This window comes from Schaalia turicensis, from assembly GCF_019380255.1.
GTDB lineage: Bacteria > Actinomycetota > Actinomycetes > Actinomycetales > Actinomycetaceae > Pauljensenia > Pauljensenia turicensis_A.
Genome location: NZ_CP048928.1, coordinates 436,267 through 462,333 on the forward strand (window position 1 = coordinate 436,267; position 26,067 = coordinate 462,333).

Genomic DNA, 26,067 nt, shown 5'->3' on the forward strand with positions numbered 1-26,067 from the left:
CTGCCCGCGGAGGCGTTAGAATTAACGCCTTGAGTGGCGGGGCGCGGCCTCGTCAATCAAAGAAAGGAGGTGCACGATGCCGAAAGACTGGAAGAAGCCGAAGCTGACCGAAGGCGAGAAGCGCAAAGCTGCATCGGACGCGAAGAAGACGATCGCGCGGAACAAGAAGGCGCGCCACGACTATCTGATCGAAGATACGTGGGAAGCCGGTCTTGTCCTGTCGGGTACCGAAGTGAAAGCTCTGCGGATGGGGCGCGCGTCGCTGATCGACTCGTGGGTTGAGGTCAAAGACGGCGAAGCATGGCTGTACGGCGCGAATATTCCGATGTACGCGCAGGGCTCCTGGAACAATCACGCGCCAACGCGGAAGCGAAAGCTGCTACTGCACGCCTCAGAAATTGAGCGGATCGGCCAGAAGGTGCAGGCCAAGGGCTACACGGTCGTCCCACTGGAGCTCTACTTCATCGGCGGTCGCGCCAAAGTTGAGATCGCGCTGGCCAAAGGCAAGCAGGAATGGGACAAGCGCCAGTCGTTGCGCGAGGCGCAGGATAAGCGTGAAGCTGAACGCGCGATGCGCGCCTACACGAAGCGACCGAACTACAAGTAGCGTATACAGGTAGCGGGTGCCAGCTTCGTGCGTGGTGCGTTTTCTGCTGAAACCTTGCGTTTGCTGGCATTGCGCTAGCTGTTGAAACTTCGCGTAAGCGGGGTTATTCTTAAACGTCCAGCCGAACGGTTGGAAACGGTTCTTCGATGAGTCTTAGAACTTCGTTGAAGAGCCAACCCGGCAGTCTGTTTGCCGGTGAGTGAAGAACTCAATAGGGGATGATCGGTTTCGACGGCGGTCGTCGATCGAGGGGAAGCGGACCGAGAATGTGCGCTCAACTCGTTAACGCTGCGTGCAAACCAATAGGTGCCGAACAGAACCGCACCGACTACGTTCTCGCCGCCTGATATCGCCGCGTGAACCTTTAGTCCGTCAGCCCAGGTGGTGCCCTCAGCCTGGTGTCTGGCGTCATTCAGGGGGCCACTGGGTGCGCGCCATGTCGGTGGGCGCGCTCCGACACTTCATCGACTGAGCTTCGCTGACAGCAGGCCTGCATGACGTCACAAGCTAAGAAATCAATAGCAGGATGCGCCCGGAGAAGACCTCGGGGCCGGCCGTCGGACGGGGGTTCGATTCCCCCCATCTCCACCAATCCGCATGATTCCAACGAAAAACCCCCATTGAGGGGGGGTATGTGCTACCTACGTGCTACATCGGCAAGGAATCAGCTCTTCAAACTGCATGGTTGCGCCCCTTCCAGGAAGGACACCCCCATGCTTCTCGAACTTGATCCGCTCACGCTCTCTCGCCACGGTCACCATTACAAGGACCCCGCCCGACGCTCTTTCCTCGAGGTCGTCGGAGTGAGCGACCGTGAGGGCGGGACTGTTGAAGTTCGCCTCTCCCTCCTTCAATCGGGGATCTCCAAGAATGGGCGGCGTGAGCCCGTCCCGTCTTCGGAGCGGATGCGGGTCGTCCTGACGCTCACTCCCGGCGAGGCCCGCGAACTTTCTGAGCGGCTTCGCGAGTCGGCGCTCGGCGTCGGCTATGCGGACTGTGCGGCCGTTGCGCCCGTCCTGCCGTACATGGTGGACTTGTGGCCTGAGCACAGGGGAGTACGTTACGAGTGGGCGCAGGGGTGTTCTCCTGCATGCCTGATGGGTCACGCCGCCCCCGCCCCGGCTTAGGCGCGCCCACAGGATGGTCGAAAACAGCGCGCAGGAGCACCGTAGATGGCCTTTCACAGCTTGCGTGGGAGGATTGGCCGGGCAACATGCTTTCTGTCGTCTCTGACGCGCGTCTATGAGCCTTCCTGCTTCCACGCTCTCAAAGCCGGAAACGAGTAGAGTCCCGCATCTTCGGGCGGCTCATTTCCCCTCCCTGCTTCCCCCCTACAAGCCGGAAACGACCTGCCGCCTTGATCCGCTGACACGACGAACAACCCAACGGTTAGCGGGTTGCCCACTCGGTACGGGCGGCCTTGTACGCCTTGAGGATGTGCTCGAGGCGGGCCACGTCGTCGAGGTCGCGAATCGTCGTCTCTGGCACGCTGAGGACGGGCCCCGTCGTGTCGGCGGGTGCGTCGAACGGGTTGGGCACGTCGCCGGGGTCGAGGCCGTCGGACGGGTCGCCGGGGCGGGTGATGGTGAACGCGGCCCCGTTGATCACTCCGGCGGGCGGCGTCGCGAACGGGTCGGGGAGCGGAGCTCGGCGGATGGGTTTCCTCTGGGGTCGGTGTACGACAGTCATCATGTGTCCTTCCTGCATGTGGTGGTGTCGGTAGAGGGCGGGAAAGGGCTGTCCGGCCCCGGGTACGGGGTCCCCGCCCCCACTGTGTTGGGGTGCTCTTGTGTTGGGGGAACAGTCGAGCATCTCGGTTAGGTGGCGTCCTCCTTCACGCCGCTCCTCTGCCAGTAGCCGAGGCCCCCTCGCACCTCGGCGGCTCGAGCACCGGCGCGCCGTCATTCTCCCACCGAAGCCGCGCCACGCGACCATACGGGCGCGGAACACCATCGGAACCGACGCGAACACTCCCGTAATCCGGGTGCCGCCACTTGGTCGGGATCGCGTGCGCGTTGGTGGCTTCGGCACTGTGTGACGAAGCGCGGGAATGAATAGAGGACACATCGGACATAGGGACACAATGGGGTGGTTGTGGTGCCACCCAATGGGGTGGCTCCTCCGCCACCCAATGGGGTGGTTGTGGTGCCACCCTTTCGCCTCTTTCGCCCGAATCGCCGTCGGCTTGGTCGGCTCCTTCCGTCGGTGGTTGTGGTGCCACCTTTGACCGCTTGGGGTGAAGCGCTTCCCACAGGGGGCGAGCGGCGTCCAATTCGTCGGCGGTCGGGCACCTGTACACGGTCGCGCGCCCGTGAACGGCCGTCACTACCCGGCCCGTCTTCGTCGTGAATCCCTTGCGCAGTGGCAAGCCGACCGCCTCGAGCTCACGGCACGCACGCGCGATACTTCTCGAGTCCGTGCAGCCCGTCGCCCGCATCATGTCCGCCCGCGGAATGAATGTTTCCCTGCCCTCGAGTCGCTGCCCCTTCATCACGCGAGGCTGCGCATCCTTGTGGAGGTGCGACGCAATCGTGTAGAGGATGAGGCGGTGCAGGTATGGCAGATAGTCCGCCCGGTCTTGAACGTCGCGAAAGCTCTCATACCTCACGAGGCCACCCCCACGTGTTCGCGGGCGCTGTCGATCGTTCGAGCGATTTCCCCGGCGTCGAGGCCGACCTCGAGCCCGGCGGCCCGCAGTGCCTCGAATACGTCCCCGCCCTGCCCCTCGGTCCAGAACTTGCACGCGAGGGAGAACAAGGCGCAGTTTCGGTTTCCTTCCCGCGTGTTCGCCTCGTAGCGGGCGATGAGGGCAAACGCCCCGTTCCTCTCCCGCGCCGTGGCCTTCTGAGACATTTTCGCGCTCGCGGACGATACTCGGCCACTCCTCGGTGTGATCGCCGCTTCTAGCGCTTGGGGAAGTGCCGCTATGGCCTCTCCATGCCATTCGTAGGCCTTCCCGGTCTCGGGGTGCAGGGACGGGGGCGCGATGAGGTAGCCGGTTCCGCCGTGCTTGACGTCGATGCCCGCGAGGGCCGTCCCGTTTTGGCCTCGAAGGTGGCCAGTCATTCGGTCGAGTCCGGTCCGGTAGTACAGGTGTAGCCCTCCCGATCCCGTACGCACATACGCCGTTTCGGGCAGAGGCCTGCCGTTGAGGTCTTCGAGGGCCTGCAGGGTGCCGCCGTTGCGTGGATCGATGTCGAGGGCGACGAGGCCGCGTGGGGGCACTACTGCGACCATGGCATTAGGCCACCTGCCCCACCATTGCTGGATCGTCTCGGGGTTCGTGCTCGCGTCGAGGTAGCCGCGCCCGATGAGAGGCCGCTTCGCCTTCGGTCCCCACCACAGGCACGGAAGGATGGGCCACCCTGCTTCTGCGTAGTTGAGAGCGCCCGTGAGCGCTCTCGCTCGATATTCATTCACCGGTGCTCGCCCGCCTTCCGCTCTTCGAGGGCCGAATACGCATCGGCGGTGACTGCCTCAAGCAACCTGAGCCGCTCGAGCGCTTCACCGTTGAGACTCGCAAGTGATGCCAGCCTGACCATTCCCGGACAGATTGCGCGCACGTAGTCGGCGTGCATCTTCACGAAATCGAGTGCGAGCGTGGACTCGGTACGCTCGCGGCCCGTATGCTTGTCAGTGGTGACGGTCGTCCCAGCCTTCGGGTTGGGGCGGCCCTTCTTGTTGGGATCCATCGTCAGGCCGCCTCTCCGCTGTTGTCGGTGAGGAACGCGGGAATGCCGTAGCCGAGTCGCTCGAACTCGCTGACGGGGATCCGGACGGCGCGGGCGAATCGGATCACGTGCAGGTCGCCGCGGTTGATTGCGTTGCGGACGGTCGAGGGCGAGACGCACAGGGCGCGGGCGAAATCGTTAACGGTCACGAAAACAGTTCGCGGGCCGGGCTGAATCTTCTTCGGTGTTGGCATAAGAAATGCCCCTTTCAGGGTGCAGTGAGCCAACGCCACGAGGGGCGTTCGTGTGGCTGCACTGCCCCACCTGTTAGGGGCGTGCAGGGAACGTAGTTAGAGCCGGTTCCCTTACGGCTTGATGACAATACTACCCCGTAATGCCCTCCCATGCCCCGCTTACACGCTTAGACGAGGGGAAGAGCCTTTATGAACGTGTCAACGGTGACCGCATGGCAACGCTGTCGGGCTAATTCCTCCATGACTCGATGCACTTTCGCCCGTTTCATCGTCGGGAACTCCCGACCGCACGGGCACGGATGGAACACGTAGGTTGACTCCCACTCCTCTACGCCCCATATTGGCCAAAAAGCCTCTTGAGTCAACATGGCGTAGGGGTATCGGTCTTCGTCATCGTCCCAGTCGTTTTCGTCATCGTCCCAGTCGTTTTCTTCCCCCATGAATCCGGCAATGACGCGGGCTCCGTGCTTGCGATGCCACTCCGCGCGGTTTGCGCCGCCGTCGCACACAACTTGAAGCCAACGGCCCTCGCGGTCTTCTGTGGCGAAACACTCTGAGTCGTCGGGGGGCTCGATCTGAACATGGCTCTTCGTTGAAGTTAACCGCGCGAAAGTCTCCCAATCTGCCGAAGGCTTCGGGGCGTAATGAGCGAGAAAGGACCCCTTCGGTGCGCGCTTGTTGAGGTCGTCGATGCTGACTCTTGAAGTGCCCAGCGCGGCCGCCTGGTCGAGCAATTCGGCAATGTCTTCTACGTCTGGGAATGCGAACGTTGGCCAACCGCACTCGCATGGGAATATCCAAACAGTTGGAATTAGGCCGTTGACGAGTTCGCCCGTCTCTTCGTCAAAGCCAACCACCCCCGGGTCTTTGGATGCCTTTGCCCGGTTGGCTTTGGATCTGGCAATCTGTCCCGGTGTGCCGCTGTTCTCTTTCTTCGGGATGAGTCGCCAACCTGGCACGTCTGCCTTCTTCGGGTCCTCCTCGTGAGTGAACCGCGCGAGCCGAGAAACCTTTTTCCCGTGCCCGGGCCTATGTTCATGCCAGATGCCGTGATCGCACACGATGTCAACATGATCGACTGTCATGCTCGCTTCCTCCGTGCTTCGTCGAGGTCGGCAACAGTGCCGTTCGCGCTCGCGGTCTCGCGCGCTTCCATGATGTCCGTAATCTCGCGCTGATAGTCGGCGTCTTGACGCTGGTAGCGCATCGCCATTTCCGGCTTCGTCCATCCGTAACGGTCGAGCAGTGCCGCCGTCGTCGCGCCCGCCTGGCCGAAGCGCGTAGCCGAGTAGTGGCGGAATGCATGCCACCCGCCCGTCCTGTCCTCGGGAATCTTCACCCCGGCTGCCTTCATTCCTGCCGATAGCCATTTGGTTGCCACGTTGTCGCGCATGAAGGAATCCGGGCGCGTCGATGTCGTAAATACCGGGGAATCGGGGTCTGTTCCGGTGAACTTGTCCAGGTGTTCCGCGAGCGCGCCCACCGTTCTTGACATGATTTCTACGTGGCGTGTCCTGCGCGTCTTCGTGTTCCCAGGGGCGACGGTGCTGCCCTCACGGTGCAGGGAGTGCATGACGTGCACGACGCCCGTGCCGCTTTCGCGGTCCAATTCCACGTCGCGGCGCGTCAGTGCCAAGGCTTCGTTGATCCTCAAACCGGCATCGGCTTCGAGGAGGACGAGGGCGTGCCCGCGTTCGTAGATCGCATCTGCAATCGCGAGGACTTCGGGCCTGGTGAACAGGTACTTCGGCGGTTCTACCGGGATCGGCTTCCCACCCTTGGGCACGTTGCAGGGGTTCGCAGTGAGCGGGCACTTCTTGGACTTCACGCCAAGGTTCATCATGCCGTTGATCGTCTGGTAGCACTTCGCCTTCAGTCCGTCGGGGAGTTGGCGGTACCAATCGGTGATGTCTTCGTCGGTGATGTCGATGAGTCGCCGATTCCTGAACGTGGGGAAGATGTGGTTCTTGAAGAGCCCCTTGCGGTCTGTGATGGTCTTTGCTGCCCAGTCGAGTATTTCGCGCCCGTGGCGTTGGTATTCCTCGGCCCACTGCTCGAACGTCATGTTCTCGAACTCTGCGACTCGCTGTGCCTCTTCCTGCTCGGCGCGGATCTCCTCGGGGTGCTTCCATGTTCCGGCTGTGACCTCTGCGCCTACCTTGATAAGCCATGCCTCGGCCTCGGATTGCAGTCGGAAGGTGTGGGGTGCGTTGATCCTTGGCGGTCGTCCCTGACCGGTCCAAGACGGATCGCCGTATGACGCTTGCCAACGTCCCGATGTGAGCTGCTTTCGACTACCGAAGCCCGTCCATCGTTTCGGCTTACGTCCCATCGCCGCCACTCCTTGCAGTTTCAACTTTCGTGCTACTAGCGTGCTACATCTCCATGAGAAATCATAACACTCGGTGCCACTCAGTGGGGTATGCTTAGCCTCAGGAGTCACGCATGATTCCAACGAAAAACACCCATAAATTGGCGCAACTAGGCCACAAATGAAGATTGGCGGAATGGTGCAATTTGGAGAGTCCCCCCATCTCCACCCATAGCCCCGCCATTCCTCGGAATGGTGGGGTTTTTGTTGGAATTACGCCGATTTTAGGAAAAGTGCCCTAGATAGGAAGGGACATAAATGGCCATAATTAGGCCATAAAAACTAGAACAAAACTAGAACAAAACTAGAACCGAAACCGACGTTCTAGTTTTCCTGAGCCAGGAGGAGCAGTGAGTAGGCGACCTGAAAACCTACCGCGCGGGATCACCATCTGTCGGGGGTAGCTTTATGGGTTTCGGAAGTCTTCCTGGTTAGGTATTTGACTTATCGCTGGCTCGGCACAGTTTGTCAGATTGCCGGGAGGCTGGAAGGCTCCGAGAAGTAAGTTACAAGAAATATGTCCATCCGCCAAAAGTGTGCGAGTCGCTAAAACTTTGCGGTTTCACGGGATAGATCTATAACCTAGAGCGATCGTGGAGTAACTGTCCGAAGCCAGACCTTCTAAATTAAGCAGTAAAAGTGTGTCACGTTTTTTCGTAGACGTTCATTTCAAATCACCGTTAATGAATGATTTGATTACCAAAAACAATTACTTACGTATAGCGATTGCTATAGCTATCAATATGTGTAATGGAATTCTAGCTAATTTACTATATTTTTGCCTATATTCCTGTGGGTGTAACCGCCTATCTGAGCTCAACGGGCTGGTCGTGTGGATAAAGTAGTGGTACGTTAGGGAGTAGATTCAACTAGCGACACTGGACAGGAAGTTCTAATGCTTAACCTCAAGGGCGTGCCCGGTTCTTTTATAGCGCTTGCCGGCAGAGCGTTGCTTAAACCAGCTCACGTTTTTAGAAAATTTCTGATCGTAACCTTGGCCTGCGCTTTGGGTTTCACGCTATCGACCCCGTCCTTGGCTCAAGCCGAGGATCTGCAGATGAGCTCCCAAGCTGACGAACAAAGCGTCAGCCCGGCACCAGTAAGCACTCCAGAAGTTGAAACTGATACCCAGGCAGGCGATGGCCTGGAGATCGGGCCGGAAATTATTGGGCAACCCGTTGGTGCAGCTGTAAAAACACCGACCGTTGACCCTGTATTTTATGATGCCACGACGATTTCTGGAGGCAATTTAGCAAAAGATAGAGTTAATAAAAAGCTTGTAATAGCAACAGTTCATGTAACATTAAAAGGTGAAGATGGCACTGAAAAAGCCAATCTTTCTGTTACACCTACAAGTGGAACAACCTGGAAGGTGGATCTACCTGGGGGCGTTAAAGTTGCAAAAGGCGATACGGTTACTGTCTACCAACAAATAGGTGAAGACAAATCACCGGAAGTAACTAAAAATGCGCAACCATCTAAGGCATCTACAGTTACTCTTAAAATGCCCACCGGCGAAATCTGGATAGAACACCCTGACGCCAATCTTGTAAATAAAGATGAGCAAGCAGAAGCTCTTGAAATGCTGAAGGGTGCCAATCCGGACATTAAGCAAGACTTTAAGAGTGTTAAATTCTCTATCGATTACACGGATCATGCCTACTATGAAGTGACCTATACCGATGGATCAACCTCCGGAAAAATTGAAGCTACGGGCCTAAAAATCAAACAGGTAACGGAAACATCTGCCGCTCCGACAATACAAAAAGTCCAGGTAACAGACGGACAGATTATCGTTACACTTGATAAAGAAGTTGTCGCAGGTACGAAATTTTATTTTGTCAACAACTTTACCGATGGGGAGGACAAGAATTTTGACGGAAATGGAACCTGTAAAATTGACAAATCTAACTCACAAGAGATGTCTCAAGCAGTATCCATTGACGGCAAAAAAGTTACTTTCCCAATCAAGGATAACGATTTAAAACTTGAAAAAGAGTTCGGTATCCTTGTCAAAGAGCCACATAAATTCCGTTCTTGCGCGAAGTCTGAGCCGGTAATAACAACCCCCGACAAAGTTGCTGTGAGAGATCCTCGCAAATTAACAGATGACGATAAAAAAGCCATTGATAAAGCTATTCGAGATGCCAATACGGTAAATGGCGTATCTAAGCTCCCCAATGGAATTGGGGACTGGGATGGGGTTCCGGCAGTTATACAATTTGATGACAACGGAAACGTTAAGATATTTAGCGGTAATGATGCGGAAGTTACTTATGATAGTAATTGGAATCCGGTACCTGTAAAAAATGCAGATGGTTCAGTCAAGGTAAAAGACGGAGCTGAACCAAAAGGAACAATCCCAGCCAAGGATCTGCTGAAAAATATCGCACCTAAATCTCCTGCGATTACGGTAGATACGGATAAGGGTGGAGTAACCATTACCCCGCCTGCCTATGAAAAGCTGGGTGAAGATACTGACTTGCTGTCCTACACCGTCACCTATAAGGATGCTTCCGGAGCAGAGAAAACCGTCACCGCAACGCGAACTGTAGACGAAACTTCCGGTAAGACGACTTGGACAGCCGATAATAATGCCACGGTTGATGCGAACACCGGTGTGATTACTCTGAAAGTTGAAGACATCGAAGTTGGTGGAACTGTCACGGCAACCGCAAAAGATAAAGGCGGTCTCGAGGGTGACACCAATAAGCTCGATTCAGATCCGGCAACCAAGGAGCTCGAAACTGCCACTGTTAGCTACAACGGTAACGACGGCACCGGTAAAATGGATGGCAAGAAGCTCAACAAGGGCTCAAAGTACAAGATTTTGGATAATAAATTCAAAGCCCCTGAGAACCAAGAGTTCAATTACTGGGAAATTGACGGCAAAGAGGTAGCTGTGGCTACCGAGATTACGGTCACTAAAGACACCGTAGTGAAAGCTGTCTGGAAGAAGAGCCAGGTGAAGGTCAGTTATGACGCTAATGGTGGTAGCGGAACCATGACTGGTAAAACCGTGGATAAGGGTAGTGAGTACACGGTGTTGCCTAACGCTTTCACTGCTCCGGATGACACTCAAGAGTTTGATACTTGGGAAGTTAATGGTGAGAGGGTTGCCCCTGGAACCAAGATCAAGGCTGACAAGGATACCGTTATCAAAGCTGTCTGGAAGAAGATCCCGGTGAAGGTTTCTTATGACGCTAATGGTGGTAGCGGAACCATGACTGGTAAAACCGTTGATAAGGGTAGTGAGTACACGGTGTTGCCTAACGCTTTCACTGCTCCGGATGACACTCAAGAGTTTGATACTTGGGAAGTTAATGGTGAGAGGGTTGCCCCTGGAACCAAGATCAAGGCTGACAAGGATACCGTTATCAAAGCTGTCTGGAAGAAGATCCCGGTGAAGGTCAGTTATGACGCTAACGGTGGTAGCGGAACCATGACTGGTAAAACCGTGGATAAGGGTAGTGAGTACACGGTGTTGCCTAACGCTTTCACTGCTCCGGATGACACTCAAGAGTTTGATACTTGGGAAGTTGATGGTGAGAGGGTTGCCCCTGGAACCAAGATCAAGGCTGACAAGGATACCGTTATCAAAGCTGTCTGGAAGAAGATCCCGGTGAAGGTCAGTTATGACGCTAACGGTGGTAGCGGAACCATGACTGGTAAAACCGTGGATAAGGGTAGTAAATATACCCTGCTTGATAACGCTTTCACTGCTCCGGATGACACTCAAGAGTTTGATACTTGGGAAGTTGATGGTCAGAAGGTTGCGCCGAACGCCGAGATTACGGTCACTAAAGACACCGAAGTGAAAGCTATCTGGAAGAAGATCCCGGTGAAGGTCAGTTACGACGCTAATGGTGGTAGCGGCGAAATGAAACCTGCAACCGTGGATAAGGGTAGTGAGTACACGGTGTTGCCCAACTCTTTCAAAGCCCCGGATGACACTCAAGAGTTTGATACTTGGGAAGTTAATGGTGAGAGGGTTGCGCCTGGAGCCACGATCAAGGCTGACAAGGATACCGTTATCAAAGCTGTCTGGAAGAAGATTCCGGTGAAGGTTTCTTATGACGCTAACGGTGGTAAGGGCAGCATGGATGGCGCGACCGTGGATAAGGGTAGTGAGTACACGGTGTTGCCTAACGGTTTCACTGCTCCGGATGACACCCAGGAATTTAAGGCTTGGGAAGTAAACGGCCAAGAGGTTGCGCCTGGAACCAAGATCAAGGCTGACAAGGATACCGTTATCAAAGCCGTCTGGAAGAAGATCCCGGTTGACAACCCGAATGGTGGAAGCAACAACAATGGCGATGGCGCCACTAAAGCGTCTAAATCCCCTAATTCCGGGAAGCTCTCGAAAACTGGATATGCTGGGATGCCGTATCACGTTGCAGCGATGATTCTTGTGGCTGGCGGATTACTTATCGCTGGTAGTAAGAAAACCAGAAAGCACTAAAATACGAAGATAAAGTAGCCGAAACTGCCTATATGAGTCGACGACGGCGCAGATTATCAACGAGCTGGGGATCAGCGAAGCAACGTTGAATCTGTGGTAGTCAACGTATGGGTCGATGAGCACGAGTGAAGCCAAAGGGCTCCAGCGTCTTCGTGAGGAGAACGCTTGCCACAAACGGCTCCTCGGCCAGGCGGAGCTGGAAAAGGCAACGTGGAAGGAATTATCGGAAGGAAACTTCTAAGCCCCGCTCGCCATCATGATGCCGTGTGGCGTCTGGTCGAGCGGGGCTACTCCCGAAGATATGCTCGCCAGATCGTTAGGCTCTCTCGTAGTGCCTATCGGCGTGCCAGAGCGCGCCGGGTCGACACGCCTCTCCGGATGTCCTTCGAGCAGACCCTCGATCAAAGCGGTAATTCGTGCATCGGTCGTCATAGTCCAAGCCTTGCAGGATTGAAGCGAGCTGGGCGCAGTTCCAGTTGTTCAATTGACGAGGTCACACTGCTATGCGGTTCCTCGGCGTTGCTTTGGGTAGATAAATCGGACTAGATGAGTGGGGTGGTCAAGCTGGCAACCACAAGCAGTGACCACACAATCTCACTGCGCCCAAGAACGATCACAGGAATCGGCTTTGCGCGTCGTGCCTGCCAGAGCGGAACAATCAGGGATCGGGCCAGCAGAGCAACCCACAAGACGATGGAACTCCAGCCGAGCAGATTCGCCCATACTGCACAGCAGACTCCGGCCAGCGCAAGCAGATGAAGAACCCCGCCGGCAATAATCCACGGGCGCGGGTTTTTGCGTCCGCGAATCAGTGAACGCACATACGGAACGCAGGCGATGAAATAGGCGCTGAGCACGCCAAAGGAAACCCAAGCAAAACCAAGCTCAGTGTTCGTTGGATACACGTCAAGCGACAAACTGGCGGCAACAGGTGTCATCAACGTTGACGCAAGAACCGACGAGAACCTGGTCGCAATCGCACGATCATGCCCGCGCGACACCCCCCACAAGGTCAGCGCAACCAGCGGAGCAAAGAACGGAGCCCACGCCAGCAGTCGAGGCGCCACAACCAGAAGCGGAATTCCGAGTAGAGCAGTCAGCCCAGTCCACGTGATAAACGCAGGTTGAAGGGAAGAACGACGAGAAGACGGCGCCTTCATCCACTTCTCAAACACTTGGAAGAATGCGAACGCGCTAAACCATGCGGGGATAAGCAACGCAAAAAGCGGATGCCAGCCGGCAAGCCAACACCCCAAGAGGAGCGGGAGCAACGCAATTCCCCACGACCCCTTCTGACCGGGAACCCATCCCTTCGCGCCGAGCGAGCGTTTAACGCCACTCTTTGGTGTCATCTTCTTCGGTTCCATGACACAAACTCTAGGCAAAATGCCGGGCAATGGAGATGACAAAGCGTCGTCAAGAGACACGTTAAACCGGTGCCCGGGACCCCTTCCCGAAAGGAGTCCATAATGCCAGCCCGACCTCGTCAACCGCGAGACGTCGCTTACCAAAGCAGACGAAAACAGGAGTTTTTCGCCAAATCTGGGCACAATAGAGGCATGAGCACCCCAACGATGACAGCTCCCGCGCCCCAAACTCCTGCGCCTAGCGCACAAGAAGACCGATCCGCAAAGGTCGCGGTGACCGTATTCCCCCTGATCATCCTTGGCGCACTTGTTGGTGGACTGATCTTCCCCGACGCTGCTGCGCCACTGGTTTCCGGCGTGAACTACGCGCTGATGGTCATTATGTTCGGCATGGGTCTGACACTGACATTTCCCGACTTTGCGGTTGTTGCCCGTCGCCCCTGGCCCATCATCATGGGTGTCCTGCTCCAGTTCATCGTCATGCCTCTGTCCGCACTCTTCGTCACCTGGGCATTCCACCTCGATCCGGCGCTCGCAGTTGGCGTCATCCTTGTCGGTTGTGCGCCCGGTGGAACCGCATCGAACGTCGTCGCCTACCTTGCGAAGGGTGACGTTGCCCTGTCGGTTGCGATGACCTCCGTTTCCACGCTGCTTTCTCCGCTGGTCACGCCGATTTTGACCAAGTATTTGGCCGGCCAGTACATGCCCGTCGACGCGCCCGCGATGGCAAAGTCGATCATGATGATCGTCTTCATCCCCGTGGTCCTTGGCCTGATTGTTCATCGCCTGATGCCACGCTTCGTTGCCACGGTTCTTCCCGCCCTGCCCTGGATGAGTGTCCTTGGCATCTCCTATGCGGTCCTCGGGTTGGTTGGCGCCTCGTCTGAGCGCATACTGTCGGGTGGCCTGCTGGTTCTTGCCGTCGTCATCGTGCACAATGCGCTTGGCTTGGGCCTCGGCTACGGTTTTGCCCGGCTGACCGGTGTCGGTGAGCGTGCAGCTCGCACGACTGCCATCGAAGTTGGTATGCAGAACTCCGGTCTAGCAGCGGGTCTCGGTGCCCAGTACTTTACCCCCGAAGCAGCCGTCCCCGGCGCAATCTTCTCTGTCTGGCACAACGTGTCCGGCTCCGCGCTGGCGGCGTTCTTCCAGCGTCGCCCACTGGACAAGTAATCCACAGTTTCGCCAGAGTTGCTCCTTCTGTTTCTCGTTGGGGGACGAGGCACCCGCAGAACTTCTACCTTTCTTCACTTCAGCGCCTTGCGCGCATAACGAATGGGCCCACGATCCGGTGTGAAAACCAGACCGTGGGCCCATCGTGTGTGAAAGCCCCCGAGGAAGTCACCACTGTCGTTGATGCCGATAACGTCGCACCAGAAGATAGAGTTCAGGCCGTGGTGCAGGTAGGCCGGGATGAGTAGGCGCTGACAATTCGGGGGAGAAAAGCGCTGGGGGGGGCTGGCGTGTGCCAGCCCCCCCAACGGAGTTTCAACGAATCAGGATCGGTCAGTCGACCTGGTCAAAGTTGCGACCCCACGCGGTGCGGATCGGGTTCGCATCAGCAACCAGAATGTTGAAACGCTCGTCGGCAATGTCGATGACCTCACCGAGTGCGAAGCGTGCTTCACGCGTCTGCGAAGACTCGACGCGCTTCCATGCCGAAGCAATCAGCTGTTCGCGATCGGCAAGATTGGTCACGCAGACAACCAGCGGGCGATTAAACTTCTCGCGGTAGGCAGCCGATGCTGCCTGCAGCTCCTTGAGTTCAGCATCGTTGAATTCGCCAAGAGCGAGGGCTGCGGTGTCAGCATGCGCCTGCTCGTTGGCATCCTGGTTGGAGGCCAAGTCGGCGATGTCAACGTAGGCGCTGATCAAAGCTTCCTGTTCATCAGCAGATGCACCGAGGACCTCGTCCTCGAATGCCTTACGGAGCTCGGTTGCATCGGTGAACGGACGCTGCTCCCATGCGCGTTCGACGGGCCAGACGTCACCGTCGTACATGCTCTTGAAGGCTTCAACGAAGGTCTCGCGATCCATCGCATTGACCTGATCGAGGTCCACGGGACGACCGTCAACGATTGCAACATCCGGGCCATCCTGCTTGCCAACGTGGAAGAAGAGCAGGTTCAGAATGAAGGCTATCAGCGCACCGATGGTCACGCCGGAACCGAAGATGATCTGCAACCATGACGGCATCAGGGATGCAAGATCGGGCTTCAGGGTGACCAGCATGGCCAGACCAATGGAGGTCGAAACGATGACGGCATTGCGGTGATCGCGCATGTCAACCTTGGACAAGGTCTGGATACCGACAACGGCAACGTTCGCGAACATGGCCAGAGATGCGCCACCGATGACCGGCCCGGGAATCGAGGCAACCACTGCGCCAGCCTTCGGCAGGATGCCGAGGATGATCATAATGATGCCGGCTGCAGTGACAACCCAGCGGGACTTCACGCGGGTCAGTCGAACCAGACCGACGTTCTGGGCGAAGCAGGTGTAGGGGAACGAGTTGAAGACGCCACCGAGGAGGGTGGATAGACCATCTGCGCGAAGAGCGTTTGCAACGTGCTTCGGCGTGATGCGCTTGCCGACGACCTCGCCGGTTGCGAAAACGTCGCCGGTGGTTTCAACCATGGTTACTGCCATGACGATGAGCATTGAAATGATTGCGGCGATGTTGAACTTCGGAATGCCGAAGAAGAACGGGGTGGTCACGCCAACCCATGCCGACTGACCGATATTAGAGAAGTTGGCATCGCCAAGGGCGAATGCGATAGCGGTCATGACAACCAGGCCGACGAGGACCGAGATGGTCGACATAAAGCCTTTAAAGATGCGCTGGATGGCAACGATGATTACCAGGGTGCCGAATGCGTAGGCGAGGCCGCGCAGAGTGAGTGTGCCAGCGTCCTGCCCCTCTGCCGCGTAGGTGCCCCACGACACGATGTCGCCAGCGGAGACGGAGATGAGCGTGATACCCATGACGGTCAGAAGTGTGCCGGTCACGACGGGTGGGAAGAAGCGAAGGAGTTTCGCGAAGAAAGGTGCCACGAAGAAAGTGACGAGGCCGGCCGCAATGATGGAGCCATACATGGTGGCAAGGCCGATCTTCGGATCGGCACCGGCTGGAGTGGCGGCGATACCGATTGCGATAAGGGGCGAAACTGCAGTGAAGGTGACGCCCTGGATAAGGGGCAGCCTCACTCCGATCTTCGGGCCGAGGCCGGCCGACTGAATGATCGAGGCGATACCGCAGGTGAACAGGTCGGCGTTGATCAGGTGGATCAGGGTTTCGTTATCGAGGCCGAGACCGGATGCGATAACAAGAGGAACAACGACGGCGCCAGCGTAGAAAGCCAACACGTGCTGAATGCCAAGAACTGAAAGTTTGCCAAAGGATGGGACTTGGTCAACGGGATGAACGGTCTTGCCGGTTTCGGTAGGCGTTTCATTTCGTCCGAGAGCCATGGATTCTCCTGGAACTCTAAGAGGTTGTTGGGCTCTTCCAATCTTCCTCTCGCGCGCGGGTGTTTCCTGCATCGCGTGGCCTATCTCGCACCCGGTTTGGACGAGTGTTCGAGGAGGGGAAACAAGGGAGTAAGCTATCCCCTTGGTGCGCTGGACACGTGGTTGTGTGTGCGTGATGATGTGGTCTTTCGTTCATGGCTTTGAAAGACCTGTTGAGTTATTCGAACCTCGTTTGATTACTTTGTTCTGTCAGCAAAGGTAACCAAAGAAATGTGACCCAAGTCAATAAAAATGGCTTTTTAGGTGGTCGCTCATGCTCTATGGGGATCCAAAATGCGAGAAATAAGCCATAAATTGCGAAAAATGCCGTAACGAACTGACAAATGGCTCAGTTTTTTCGTACTGTTTCCCCAGTGGCTGTCGCCGTGACAGCTGATAGTAACAATAGGAATGAGGTTCTCATGCCCATCAATCGCACCGAGCTCGTTGCGCAGATCGCAGAGCGCGCAAACCTGACCAAGGTCGAAGCAGATGCAGCTCTTGGCGCTTTCCAGGACGTCCTGGTTGAGTCCCTTGGTAAGGGTGAAGCCGTGAAGATCACCGGCCTGTTCTCCGTAGAGCGCGTCGAGCGTGCAGCGCGCACCGGTCGCAACCCGCGCACGGGCGAAGAGATTCAGATCCCGGCTGGCTTCGGCGTGAAGCTCTCCGCTGGCTCCACCCTGAAGAAGGCTGTTGCCAAGTGATCATCTGATCAAACTCTTCGAGTGCGGGGCGGAAACCACTGGTTTCCGCCCCGCACTCGTGTGTGAAACTTCTCTGCCTTTTCCTCTTCCTTTGCCCCTAGCGCCTGTTTTGTTGCTGAATGAAGCGGTTTTCTTTCGCGTTCAGCTCACTTTCTCACCAAGAGAGACCGCGCTAGCGGTCCTACAATGGGAGGCATGCGTAACTCCCTCAATGAACCCCAAGGGCCCTCGTCGCCCTCTGCTCCCTCGACTCAATCGTCGACCGGCTTGCTTGAACGAACTGAGGTTGAACGCGAAAAGGCTCCCGGCGATGGCGATCGATTCGCGCACTTCGTGCGTAGGGATAAAGCTGATTCATCAATGATGACGGGACAGCCTGTCGTTGCCTTATGCGGCAAAGTCTGGATTCCGACGCGTGATGCTTCACGCTACCCGGTGTGTCCGACATGCAAGGAACTTCGTGACTCGATGGGGAAGAACGGACGGAACTGGCCGTTCTCAGACGGGAATGGTGGCTCGGATAAGTGAGCTCCTCCAAGGATCGTCATCTCTATCCATCCCGCATCTCACCTGCCGCCGCTCGCTCGCTGTCTCCCTCGTTTCCTGCGCGTGCCAGAAGAGGAACAGCGAGTTCACTTCGCGCATGGCAGGCAGCTGCTCTTGAGCAATACATGGCTGAGGCACCGCGTGACTTCCTTGCGGTTGCAACTCCCGGTGCGGGTAAAACGACCTTTGCTCTCCGTATTGCTGTGGAGCTGATGGGGCAGGGCATCGTCGATAAGGTCACCGTCGTCTGCCCGACTGAACATTTGAAAGGCCAGTGGGCCGATGCTGCTGCGCGAGTCGGTATTCATATTGACCCGTCGTTTACGAATGCTCAGGGCCGTGCGGGCTCGCATTTTGATGGTGTTGCCGTTACGTATGCGCAGGTCGGCGCTAATCCTGCGGTCCATGAAATGCGTACACGCGACTATCGGACCCTCGTCATCTTGGACGAGATCCACCACGCTGGTGACTCGCTGTCGTGGGGTGACGGTGTGCGCCAAGCGTTCGGCGATGCAACGCGCCGTCTTGCTCTGACAGGCACTCCTTTCCGCTCTGATACGTCGCCGATCCCGTTTGTTCGCTACGTGGAAGATGCCGATGGTATTCGTCGCTCTCAAGCCGACTACAGCTACGGCTACGGCGATGCTCTGCGAGACATGGTTGTTCGCCCGGTCCTGTTCATGTCCTATTCGGGTCAGATGTCATGGCGTACCTCGACCGGCGATGAAATGAGCGCTCGCCTGGGTGAACCTCTGACGAAAGACCTGATGAAGCAGGCCTGGCGCACGGCTCTTGATCCGAAGGGTGAGTGGATTCCTTCCGTTCTTCGTGCCGCCGATCTGCGTCTTGAAGAAGTTCGTCGTCAGATCCCTGATGCCGGTGGTCTGGTGATCGCCTCTAATCAGACGCAGGCGCGCGCCTATGCGCGTCATCTGTACGAGATCACGGGTAAGAAGGCGACGATCGTCCTGTCCGACGATGCTGACGCCTCGGATCGCATTGATGCGTTCCGCGAATCGGATGACCGTTGGATGGTTGCCGTCCGAATGGTGTCGGAAGGCGTGGATGTGCCTCGTCTATCGGTGGGCGTCTACGCGACAAACACATCCACCCCGCTGTTCTTTGCCCAGGCCGTTGGACGTTTTGTCCGTGCCCGCAAACGCGGTGAGACAGCGACAGTCTTCGTTCCTTCGGTTGTCCCACTGCTGGAGCTTGCTTCACAGATGGAAGCTGAACGCGACCACGCGCTTGACCGTCCGAAGTCAGCTGATGACGAAGACGCCATGTGGAATCCTGAAGACGCCATGGTCGCCCAGGCAAATGTGAGTGAGTCAGCATCGTCGGATTTGCTCAATCAGTACGAGGCCTTGGGTGCAGACGCAGAGTTTGACGGCGTGCTCTTCGACGGTGCTGCCTGGGGGCAAGGCGCTCAGGTTGGTTCAGTCGAAGAACAGGAATACTTGGGGATTCCCGGCCTGCTTGATGCAGATCAAGTGACTACTCTTTTGAGGGCGCGCCAAGCTGAACAGGTTGCAGCTCAAAAGAAGTCGAAGATCGCAGCGAAGATGCGTGAGGCGAACGCTGGAGTCTCAGACCACCGTCTCCGCGCCGCAAAGCGTAAGGAACTCTCACACCTGGTCTCGTCCTGGTCGCGTCGTAGTGGTGAACCGCACGCGATGGTTCACGCTCAGCTGCGTCAACGCTGTGGCGGCCCGGAGATCGCCCGTGCAACCACGGAACAGATTGAAGCGCGCATTGCTTTGCTTCGCCAGTGGTTCGTTGGAAAACACTAGGCCTGACGCAGCTGAATGTGAATGATGAGCTGATACAACGTGGCGCTCGCGCACCCAAGGTGCGCGAGCGCCGTCGCGTCTATCAGCGATTCAGAGCTTCACATAGCGTGTCGGGATCGCGACCTCGCCCTCGGACAGGCGCCAGGCCTGATAGGGAAGTTCGTTACGCGAGCGCACGTGCGTTGCTTGTGCTTTCTCTAATGCGTCGTCTCCCCAGAGGGAAGAATCGATTGTGCCGTCAGTGATCAGCGGAATTTGAAGTTCGCGTGCGCCCCGCTTGGCAAGTTCAGCCTTCGCATCGGCTTCAGAATCGGTGACAACCAGGATCTCTTCGGCTGCGTATCCGTCTTCGTCGATAACACGACCAGCGAACTTCTTGCCACCGACCGTCGACTTGGATTCCGATTTCTTCGCGACAGGCTTCGGATTGCCGTTCTCGTCTTCGCGGGACACGAGTTTGTACACGAGGGCCGCTGTGGGCACGCCCGAACCGGTGACCAGCTTCGTTCCAACCCCATAGGAGTCGATCGGCGCGGCGCCTAGGGCCGCGATAGCGTACTCATCCAGATCGTTGGTGACCGTGATCTTCGTGGTCGTTGCACCAAGAGCATCAAGCTGACCGCGAACCTTGAAGGCGGTGGCAACAAGGTCGCCAGAGTCCAAACGAACGGCGCCTAGTTCACCGCCGGCAGCGCGTGCGGCCTCAACAGCGTTGATGACGCCCTGTTCGACATCGTAGGTGTCAACGAGCAGCGTCGTCGATGGGCCAAGCAGTGCAATCTGAGCGTCGAATGCTTCGCGTTCCGAATCGTGCAGGAGTGTGAAAGAGTGGGCTGCGGTGCCAATCGCGCGGATTCCGTAGCGCTTGGCTGCTTCCAGATCGCTGGTTCCAGCAAATCCGCCGATGATTGCTGCGCGCGCTGCGGAAACAGCGGCTCGTTCGTGGCCTCGTCGAGCTCCCATATCCATGCACGGGCGACCGTGGGCGGCGATTGTCATACGTGACGCGGCCGACGCGATCGCGCAGTCATGGTTCAGGATCGACAGAAGAAGCGTCTCGAGCATCGTGCACTCGGCGAAGGTTCCCTCGACGGTCAGCAGAGGAGAGCCTGGGAAATAGCATTCGCCTTCGGCGTAGCCGCGAATCGAACCGGTGAAGTGGAAATTCTTCAGATAATCGAGTGCGTCATCGGAGACGATTTTCTCGGCGTGAAGCCAATCGATCTGAGCGGGCTCGAATTCGAAGCGTTCGAGCGCTTCGAGAATGCGACCAGTACCTGCGACAACACCGAAGCGTCGGGTTGCGGGAAGACGACGCCCGAAAACCTCGAAAGTGGATGTGCGCCATGCGGTGCCGGCTTTCAAAGCAGCATCAAACATGGTCAGTTCATACATGTCCGTCAGCAGTGACGTTGAAATTGATGAGGGCATATAGCAAACCTAGCGCGATATACCACAAGTTCGCGTGTTGAAACCGCACCATGGTACGAAATCGTTGCTTAGGCTTGAAACATGCCAACGACTTCATCGACGCCACTTGAACGCCCGGCCCCCACCTTAGCTGGGCTCGCGCAGTGGCGTACTGTCGTTTGGGACGACCCGGTCAATCTGATGTCGTATGTGACCAACGTGTTTGTCCGTCACTTCGGCTATTCGCACGATCGCGCTGATTCCCTGATGCGTGAGGTCCACTTGCTCGGCAAAGCAACCGTATCTACGGGACTTCGCGAACGCATGGAAGCCGATGTCGTGGCGATGCACGGGTACGGTTTGCGCGCGACGCTGGAACTCGACTCGTGATTGGTCCTTTTGTATACGAGGCCGGCGCTTTCAGCGCCGAATTGCACCCCCCGTATTCGACGTTGATTGCGCAGCTGATGCGTGAGATTCTTGTTGTCCTTGATGATCCAGGGGATATGCCAGCGTTCGTTGCGGCGGCAACCTCGTTGGAGAATCATCGCGAGGCTCCAGAAGAACACTCCCTGGACTATTTACTTCCAGCGATGAGCTCTGACCCTCAGGACGCAACGGGTTTGCGTGCGTTGACGGAAGATTTTTTGCGGGCAGAAAAGTCTGCTCGACTGCGTAAAGTGTGCGCGCATATTGAGCGCGCCGAAGCCCTCGGTATTCAAGAAGTCAGTTTCGATGCTGACGAGGTCTGGGATTGGCTTGGTGCGCTTAATGATGTTCGTCTCGGACTTGCCGGTGAACTTCAGATCGCTTCCGATGATGACGTGGAGCAAATCGCGAAGATTGCAAGCGAAAAACCGAATGGGACCCGTCAGCAGTCGGCAAGCGCTATCTACATGCTCCTTACCTGGTGGCAAGACTCACTGGTGTTAGCCCTGAATTCCCAAGGCGGTAGCAACTAGGGTCAAAGCATGGATAACGCGCCTATCGGTATTTTTGATTCTGGCCTCGGTGGCCTGACCGTCGCGCGTGCCGTCATTGATAAATTGCCGGACGAGGAAATCCTCTACCTCGGCGACACCGCCCACACCCCCTACGGGCCTCGTGCAATTGCAGAAGCGCGTCGCTTCACACTGGAATGCTTGGATGAACTCGCTTTCCGTGGTGTGAAAGCGCTGGTGATCGCCTGTAATACGGCAACGGCTGCAGCCCTTTCAGATGCGCGCGAACGCTACTGGATTGACGCGCATATCCCCGTCATTGAGGTCATCACTCCGGCCGCCAAGCAGGCTGTCGCGACCACGAGGAATCGTCGTATTGGCGTGATTGGTACGCAGGCAACCATCCAGTCGGAAGCATATCGAAACGCGCTTGCGGCCGTTCCAGGTCTCCATGTCTCACAGCAGGCGTGCCCTGATTTTGTTCCCTTTGTTGAGCGTGGTGTGACAACCGGAGTTGAACTGGAAGCTGTCGCGCGCGAGTATCTTCAGCCACTCAAGGACGATGGCGTCGACACTCTTATCCTGGGATGCACGCACTACCCGTTGTTGACCGGCGTTATCGGCCGTGTCATGGGCGAAGGAGTGTCCCTTGTGACCTCGTCAGAAGCGACTGCCAACGTGACGTACAACGAACTGACCGACCGCGATCTCTTACATGAACCATGGGCGGAAGGTGACGGTCCCCATCACCAGTTCATGACAACCGACTCCGGCGATACGTTCCCACGTCTGGCCCGACGTTTTCTTGGCCCCGAAGTTGGCAACGTGCAAGAAATCTCGATTGCGTCAGGAGCCAGTGCCCAATGAAACTGACAACGATCGGGTGCACCGGTTCCATGTCCGGTCCGAAGTCTCCGGCCTCGTGCTACTTGGTTCAAGCGAACGGCGTTGATCCGAGCACCGGTGAGGATCGCGTGTGGAACGTGGTTCTCGAGATGGGCCCCGGTTCTTTCGGTGCTCTCTGGCGTTGGATTAGCCCCCGCGATATTGATGCGGTGGTCCTTTCGCACTGCCACGCTGACCATATGGCTGACATCATCTCGCTACAGGTGTACCGCAAGTGGGGCCCCGGCTCTGATTTGCCTCCGCTGATGGTTGTCGGTCCCGAAGGTCTGTTGGAACGTATCCGCCAGATCGACGGCGTCGTCGAAGAAGAGCTGTACGCGAACGAATTCGATATTCGAACCGTTGAAGATGGCCACTCCTATCAGATTGGTCCGATGACTCTGACATCGTTCAAGGGTATCCACACAATTCCCTCGTTCGGAACGCGCATTGAGGGGCCGAGTCAGTCAAATCCGTCGACCGCGGTGTCGATGTTCTTTACCGGCGATACGGATGAAAGCCCTCGTATCGATGCTGGAGCTATGAATGTGGATCTTCTTCTGAGTGAAGTTGGTTTCACTCGTGAAGATTCAGTTCGTGGAATCCACATGGATGGGGTGCGCGCAGGTAGCTTTGCGACGCGAGCACATGTTGGTCGACTGGTTGCGACGCACATTCAACCGTGGACAGAAACTGAACAGGTGCTTGCTGAACTGCGTCAGACCTGGTCTGGTCCCGTTGATTTCGCCTGCCTTGGATCTTCGTTCGTGGTGGGTGACACGTAGCGCTCATCGCTGGGACTGCTACTGAGTGGTCTCGTATGTGTTGCCACGCCAGTCATTGTGGTGGGTTGCAACCCACTGGAAGAGGGCAGCAAGGACCTGGCCGGTTGCAGTGTTCGGTGAATCTTCTCCGTTGCGGTGACGCACCAAAATGCGCCTGAAGCCCAGTGCTGGCAGAGTTGTGACACGCATACCTCCCAGTGCAATTCCTTGGATAGCCATGTAGGGCATGATCGTTGAGCCTTTACCGGCGCGAACAAGGGCGTGCGCCGCCTCGTAGTTGATGTACGAGTAGGGCACCCAGTGGATGTGTGACGTTGCAGCTGCCACACGTTGCATGGGGAGTGCGCCGATCGTGTCCGGTGCGACCTGGAGCCATTGGACGTCGGCAAGGTCGCGTTCGGATCCCACTAGCGGGGCGTTGGAGGGGCTGACCAGTACCCAGGGTTCGTCGATAAATTGGACATCGGTGAAGCCGCGTGGCGCGTTGCCGGGGGCGGTGTCACGTTCCAGCATGAGCAGGTCGAACTTGCCTGAACGCATCTTCGTCATGCCCGGGCCTTCGCCGGATTCATCGATGTGGATTTCGACGCCGGGAAGCTCTTGTTCCAGCTGGGAGGTGAGGGGGAGGAGGACGTTACGAATAACCGTGTGAAAAGCGCCGATGTGTACGACACCGGTCAGGTGTCCGGCGATGGGGCGAAGATTTCGGGCAATGTCGTTAAGGTCATTCTCGATGCGTTCGGCGCCGTTGACAAGAATGCGCCCTGCGGGGGTAAGAAGAGCGCCGGCTGGGTTGCGATCGACGAGGTCCAGACCGACTTCTTCCTCGAGTTTTTTGATTTGTTGTGACACCGCTGATGCAGAGACCCCCAGGTAGTCTGACGCGGCGACGATTCCACCTTCTCGGTGAACTTCAAGAAGAACTTGGAGTCGTTTTGGATCGAGATGCATCGGAGCTCCTATTGCTTAAGTAAAACTTAAATTACAAAAAAGAATAGTTCAATTGAACTGTATGTGAGTGGCGTGCATACTTATATGTATCGAGTCGTGAACAGTGAGGCATACGACACAGAGTTGAATGGAGAAACGTCATGATGTCATTGGTCCGTCGTCAGCTAGACCGCTTCCGTTCCTATGTCACTCGCTATCGCAGACAGCAGCGTGATGAACTGCAGTTCTGCATGGATCGCCCGATTTACGGTAATCTGGTCGCCCGCTGAATCCGACTTGGTGATAAACACCGCTCTCGCTAGCGTGACAACTTAATAGACAAGAGAGGCGATGCCACCGGTGGCATCGCCTCTCTTGTCATGCCTGCTTACTGAAACAAGGATGAATTGAGATCACTGGCTCTGTTGGAGCGCATCGACAACCGCGCCAGTGAGGGCGCGGAATGCAATGCCTCGATGGCTGATCGCATTCTTCTGCTGGGGCGTCATTTCCGCTGTCGTCACGTTAAAGCCATCGGCAACGAAGATCGGGTCGTAGCCAAATCCGCCACTACCACGGCGCTCGCGAAGCAAAGTACCACGAACCTCTCCGCGCTGAACGAACTCGCGCCCGTCAGGCAGAACCAATACAGCAGCAGAGACGAATGCGGCACCTCGTAGTGCATCAGGCACATCGGCCAACTGAGCAAGGAGCAAATCGAGGTTTGCTGCATCGTCACCGTGGTGGCCACACCAGCGAGCAGAGAAAATGCCGGGCGCTCCACCCAGAATGTCAACGCACAAACCGGAATCGTCCGCGATCGCCGGCAATCCGGTCAGCTTCACCAAAGAACGAGCTTTGATCAGAGAGTTTTCTTCGAAAGATGCACCGTCTTCTACCGGTTCGGGCGCATCAAAGTCACTCATCTTGGCAATGATCCCGGCCTCGTACCCTGCGTATGCGGGGGCCAGAATTGCTTCCAACTCCGCGATTTTGTGGGCGTTGCCGGTGGCGAAAACCAGTTTGGGGGTCGTCATCAGAGGGTGACCGTCTCAAGTTCGCCAGCGGTCAAACAACGACGTTGCAGATCGGCCAGCTGCGCGTTGCCGATCGCTGCCAGGTCAAGCAGGTCGCCCAGTTCATCACGGTTGAAGGGCGCGTGCTCGGCAGTGCCCTGAACCTCGATGAAGTTGCCGTTGCCGGTCTGAACGATGTTCATGTCAGTTTCTGCACGGACGTCTTCAACGTAGGGGAGGTCGAGCATCGGGGTGCCGTCGATAATGCCAACGGAGATCGCCGACACGGAGTCGGTCAGCACGGACGTGCCAGCCTTGGGTGTGATGAGACCTTTTTCGGTGCCCCAGCGGACAGCTTCAGCCAGCGCAACGTAGGCGCCGGTCACGGACGCGGTGCGAGTGCCACCGTCTGCACGCAGAACGTCGCAGTCGAGGACAATTGTGTTTTCGCCCAGAGCTGTCACGTCAATGATTGCGCGCAGGCTTCGACCAATGAGGCGTGAGATTTCTTGCGTGCGTCCACCGACCTTACCCTTGATGGACTCGCGCTGTGAGCGTTCAGCGGTTGCGCGTGGCAGCATCGAGTATTCGGCGGTGACCCAACCTTCTCCGCTCCCTTTACGCCAGCGCGGAACCCCCTCTGTCAGCGAGGCGACGCAGAGGACGCGAGTATTTCCGAACTCGACAAGGACGGAGCCTTCACCGACGCCCGCCCAGCCGCGGGTCATGGAAATGGGACGGAGCTGGTCGAATGAGCGCCCATCGGCGCGAGATACATCATGAGTCATGCCTCCAGCCTAGTTCACTTCGCGAAG

Annotated in this window: 24 protein-coding genes and 1 other RNA gene; 13 read left to right on the forward strand and 12 right to left on the reverse strand. The window is 57.0% G+C overall.

The features are described from left to right. Positions 1–76: 76 nt before the first annotated feature. The 3 genes from smpB (at position 77) to G5S47_RS01875 (ending at position 1,734) form a co-directional block, all read left to right on the forward strand. Positions 77–607: an SsrA-binding protein SmpB gene (gene smpB, locus G5S47_RS01865; protein ID WP_006680933.1), complete on the forward strand. Its 531-nt coding sequence runs from the start codon at positions 77–79 to the stop codon at positions 605–607. A 214-nt stretch (positions 608–821) separates the two neighbouring features. After that, positions 822–1,198, forward strand: a transfer-messenger RNA (tmRNA) gene (ssrA, locus tag G5S47_RS01870). Between the two features lie 122 nt (positions 1,199–1,320). Next, on the forward strand, positions 1,321–1,734 hold the full coding sequence (locus G5S47_RS01875; protein ID WP_219585689.1) for a hypothetical protein: 414 nt from the start codon (positions 1,321–1,323) through the stop codon (positions 1,732–1,734). 262 nt (positions 1,735–1,996) lie between these two features. On the opposite strand, the gene G5S47_RS01880 is transcribed toward G5S47_RS01875, so the two are convergent. From G5S47_RS01880 to G5S47_RS01905, 6 genes are all read right to left on the reverse strand, one after another. Continuing rightward, on the reverse strand, positions 1,997–2,299 hold the full coding sequence (locus tag G5S47_RS01880) for a hypothetical protein (RefSeq protein WP_219585690.1): 303 nt from the start codon (positions 2,297–2,299) through the stop codon (positions 1,997–1,999). Between the two features lie 912 nt (positions 2,300–3,211). Continuing rightward, positions 3,212–4,027, reverse strand: a complete 816-nt coding sequence (locus tag G5S47_RS01885) for a bifunctional DNA primase/polymerase (protein WP_219585691.1) — start codon at positions 4,025–4,027, stop codon at positions 3,212–3,214. After that, positions 4,024–4,299 carry a hypothetical protein gene (locus G5S47_RS01890; protein ID WP_219585692.1) on the reverse strand — a complete coding sequence of 92 codons (276 nt, stop codon included), beginning with the start codon at positions 4,297–4,299 and terminating at the stop codon, positions 4,024–4,026. Before G5S47_RS01890 ends, G5S47_RS01885 begins: the two co-directional genes overlap by 4 nt. Before the next feature lie 2 nt (positions 4,300–4,301). Then, positions 4,302–4,532, reverse strand: a complete 231-nt coding sequence (locus tag G5S47_RS01895; protein WP_103632388.1) for a helix-turn-helix domain-containing protein — start codon at positions 4,530–4,532, stop codon at positions 4,302–4,304. A gap of 167 nt (positions 4,533–4,699) precedes the next feature. Then, positions 4,700–5,617: a hypothetical protein gene (locus tag G5S47_RS01900; protein ID WP_219585693.1), complete on the reverse strand. Its 918-nt coding sequence runs from the start codon at positions 5,615–5,617 to the stop codon at positions 4,700–4,702. Further along, a complete protein-coding gene (locus G5S47_RS01905; RefSeq protein WP_219585694.1) occupies positions 5,614–6,864 on the reverse strand; it encodes a tyrosine-type recombinase/integrase in 1,251 nt (416 codons plus the stop codon). Before G5S47_RS01905 ends, G5S47_RS01900 begins: the two co-directional genes overlap by 4 nt. Before the next feature lie 934 nt (positions 6,865–7,798). Here G5S47_RS01905 and G5S47_RS01910 point away from each other — a divergent pair. Further along, the gene (locus G5S47_RS01910) at positions 7,799–11,365 is read left to right on the forward strand and encodes an InlB B-repeat-containing protein (protein WP_219585695.1); all 3,567 of its coding nucleotides are present in this window, start codon (positions 7,799–7,801) and stop codon (positions 11,363–11,365) included. A gap of 542 nt (positions 11,366–11,907) precedes the next feature. Here the strand turns inward: G5S47_RS01910 and G5S47_RS01915 are convergent. Then, a complete protein-coding gene (locus tag G5S47_RS01915) occupies positions 11,908–12,732 on the reverse strand; it encodes a YwiC-like family protein (RefSeq protein WP_219585696.1) in 825 nt (274 codons plus the stop codon). Between the two features lie 192 nt (positions 12,733–12,924). Here G5S47_RS01915 and G5S47_RS01920 point away from each other — a divergent pair, with 192 nt between their 5' ends. Beyond that, complete coding sequence (locus tag G5S47_RS01920; protein ID WP_219810904.1) at positions 12,925–13,905, forward strand: bile acid:sodium symporter family protein; 981 nt, start codon at positions 12,925–12,927, stop codon at positions 13,903–13,905. Positions 13,906–14,238: 333 nt separating this feature from the next. Here G5S47_RS01920 and G5S47_RS01925 read toward each other — a convergent pair whose 3' ends face one another. Next, complete coding sequence (locus G5S47_RS01925) at positions 14,239–16,203, reverse strand: solute carrier family 23 protein (RefSeq protein WP_219585697.1); 1,965 nt, start codon at positions 16,201–16,203, stop codon at positions 14,239–14,241. 461 nt (positions 16,204–16,664) lie between these two features. Between G5S47_RS01925 and G5S47_RS01930 the strand changes: the two genes are divergently transcribed. From G5S47_RS01930 to G5S47_RS01940, 3 genes are all read left to right on the forward strand, one after another. After that, the gene (locus G5S47_RS01930; protein WP_006681852.1) at positions 16,665–16,946 is read left to right on the forward strand and encodes an HU family DNA-binding protein; all 282 of its coding nucleotides are present in this window, start codon (positions 16,665–16,667) and stop codon (positions 16,944–16,946) included. A gap of 195 nt (positions 16,947–17,141) precedes the next feature. Beyond that, positions 17,142–17,474 (forward strand): DUF3039 domain-containing protein, encoded by a 333-nt coding sequence (locus G5S47_RS01935; protein WP_040318748.1) that lies wholly within the window; start codon positions 17,142–17,144, stop codon positions 17,472–17,474. A gap of 59 nt (positions 17,475–17,533) precedes the next feature. Beyond that, positions 17,534–19,285 (forward strand): DEAD/DEAH box helicase, encoded by a 1,752-nt coding sequence (locus G5S47_RS01940; protein ID WP_257878505.1) that lies wholly within the window; start codon positions 17,534–17,536, stop codon positions 19,283–19,285. Positions 19,286–19,375: 90 nt separating this feature from the next. On the opposite strand, the gene G5S47_RS01945 is transcribed toward G5S47_RS01940, so the two are convergent. Then, the gene (locus tag G5S47_RS01945; RefSeq protein ID WP_179370261.1) at positions 19,376–20,716 is read right to left on the reverse strand and encodes a nicotinate phosphoribosyltransferase; all 1,341 of its coding nucleotides are present in this window, start codon (positions 20,714–20,716) and stop codon (positions 19,376–19,378) included. Positions 20,717–20,797: 81 nt separating this feature from the next. Here G5S47_RS01945 and clpS point away from each other — a divergent pair, with 81 nt between their 5' ends. From clpS to G5S47_RS01965, 4 genes are read left to right on the forward strand one after another with little or no spacing between them, the layout of a single operon-like run. After that, on the forward strand, positions 20,798–21,085 hold the full coding sequence (clpS, locus tag G5S47_RS01950) for an ATP-dependent Clp protease adapter ClpS (protein WP_219585699.1): 288 nt from the start codon (positions 20,798–20,800) through the stop codon (positions 21,083–21,085). Further along, positions 21,082–21,657, forward strand: coding sequence for a DUF2017 family protein (locus tag G5S47_RS01955; RefSeq protein ID WP_006681847.1), 576 nt, complete (start codon positions 21,082–21,084; stop codon positions 21,655–21,657). Before clpS ends, G5S47_RS01955 begins: the two co-directional genes overlap by 4 nt. A gap of 9 nt (positions 21,658–21,666) precedes the next feature. Then, positions 21,667–22,503, forward strand: coding sequence for a glutamate racemase (gene murI, locus G5S47_RS01960; protein WP_006681846.1), 837 nt, complete (start codon positions 21,667–21,669; stop codon positions 22,501–22,503). Next, positions 22,500–23,306, forward strand: coding sequence for an MBL fold metallo-hydrolase (locus tag G5S47_RS01965; RefSeq protein ID WP_219585700.1), 807 nt, complete (start codon positions 22,500–22,502; stop codon positions 23,304–23,306). Before murI ends, G5S47_RS01965 begins: the two co-directional genes overlap by 4 nt. An 18-nt stretch (positions 23,307–23,324) precedes the next feature. On the opposite strand, the gene G5S47_RS01970 is transcribed toward G5S47_RS01965, so the two are convergent. Then, on the reverse strand, positions 23,325–24,257 hold the full coding sequence (locus G5S47_RS01970) for a LysR family transcriptional regulator (RefSeq protein ID WP_219585701.1): 933 nt from the start codon (positions 24,255–24,257) through the stop codon (positions 23,325–23,327). Between the two features lie 140 nt (positions 24,258–24,397). On the opposite strand from G5S47_RS01970, the gene G5S47_RS01975 reads away from it, so the two are divergent. Continuing rightward, positions 24,398–24,526 carry a hypothetical protein gene (locus G5S47_RS01975; protein ID WP_006681843.1) on the forward strand — a complete coding sequence of 43 codons (129 nt, stop codon included), beginning with the start codon at positions 24,398–24,400 and terminating at the stop codon, positions 24,524–24,526. 123 nt (positions 24,527–24,649) lie between these two features. Here the strand turns inward: G5S47_RS01975 and rdgB are convergent, their stop codons facing one another. Then, the gene (gene rdgB / locus G5S47_RS01980; protein WP_219585702.1) at positions 24,650–25,273 is read right to left on the reverse strand and encodes an RdgB/HAM1 family non-canonical purine NTP pyrophosphatase; all 624 of its coding nucleotides are present in this window, start codon (positions 25,271–25,273) and stop codon (positions 24,650–24,652) included. Then, positions 25,273–26,040: a ribonuclease PH gene (gene rph / locus G5S47_RS01985; protein WP_219585703.1), complete on the reverse strand. Its 768-nt coding sequence runs from the start codon at positions 26,038–26,040 to the stop codon at positions 25,273–25,275. The genes rdgB and rph overlap by 1 nt, the downstream gene beginning before the upstream one ends. Positions 26,041–26,067 lie beyond the last annotated feature (27 nt).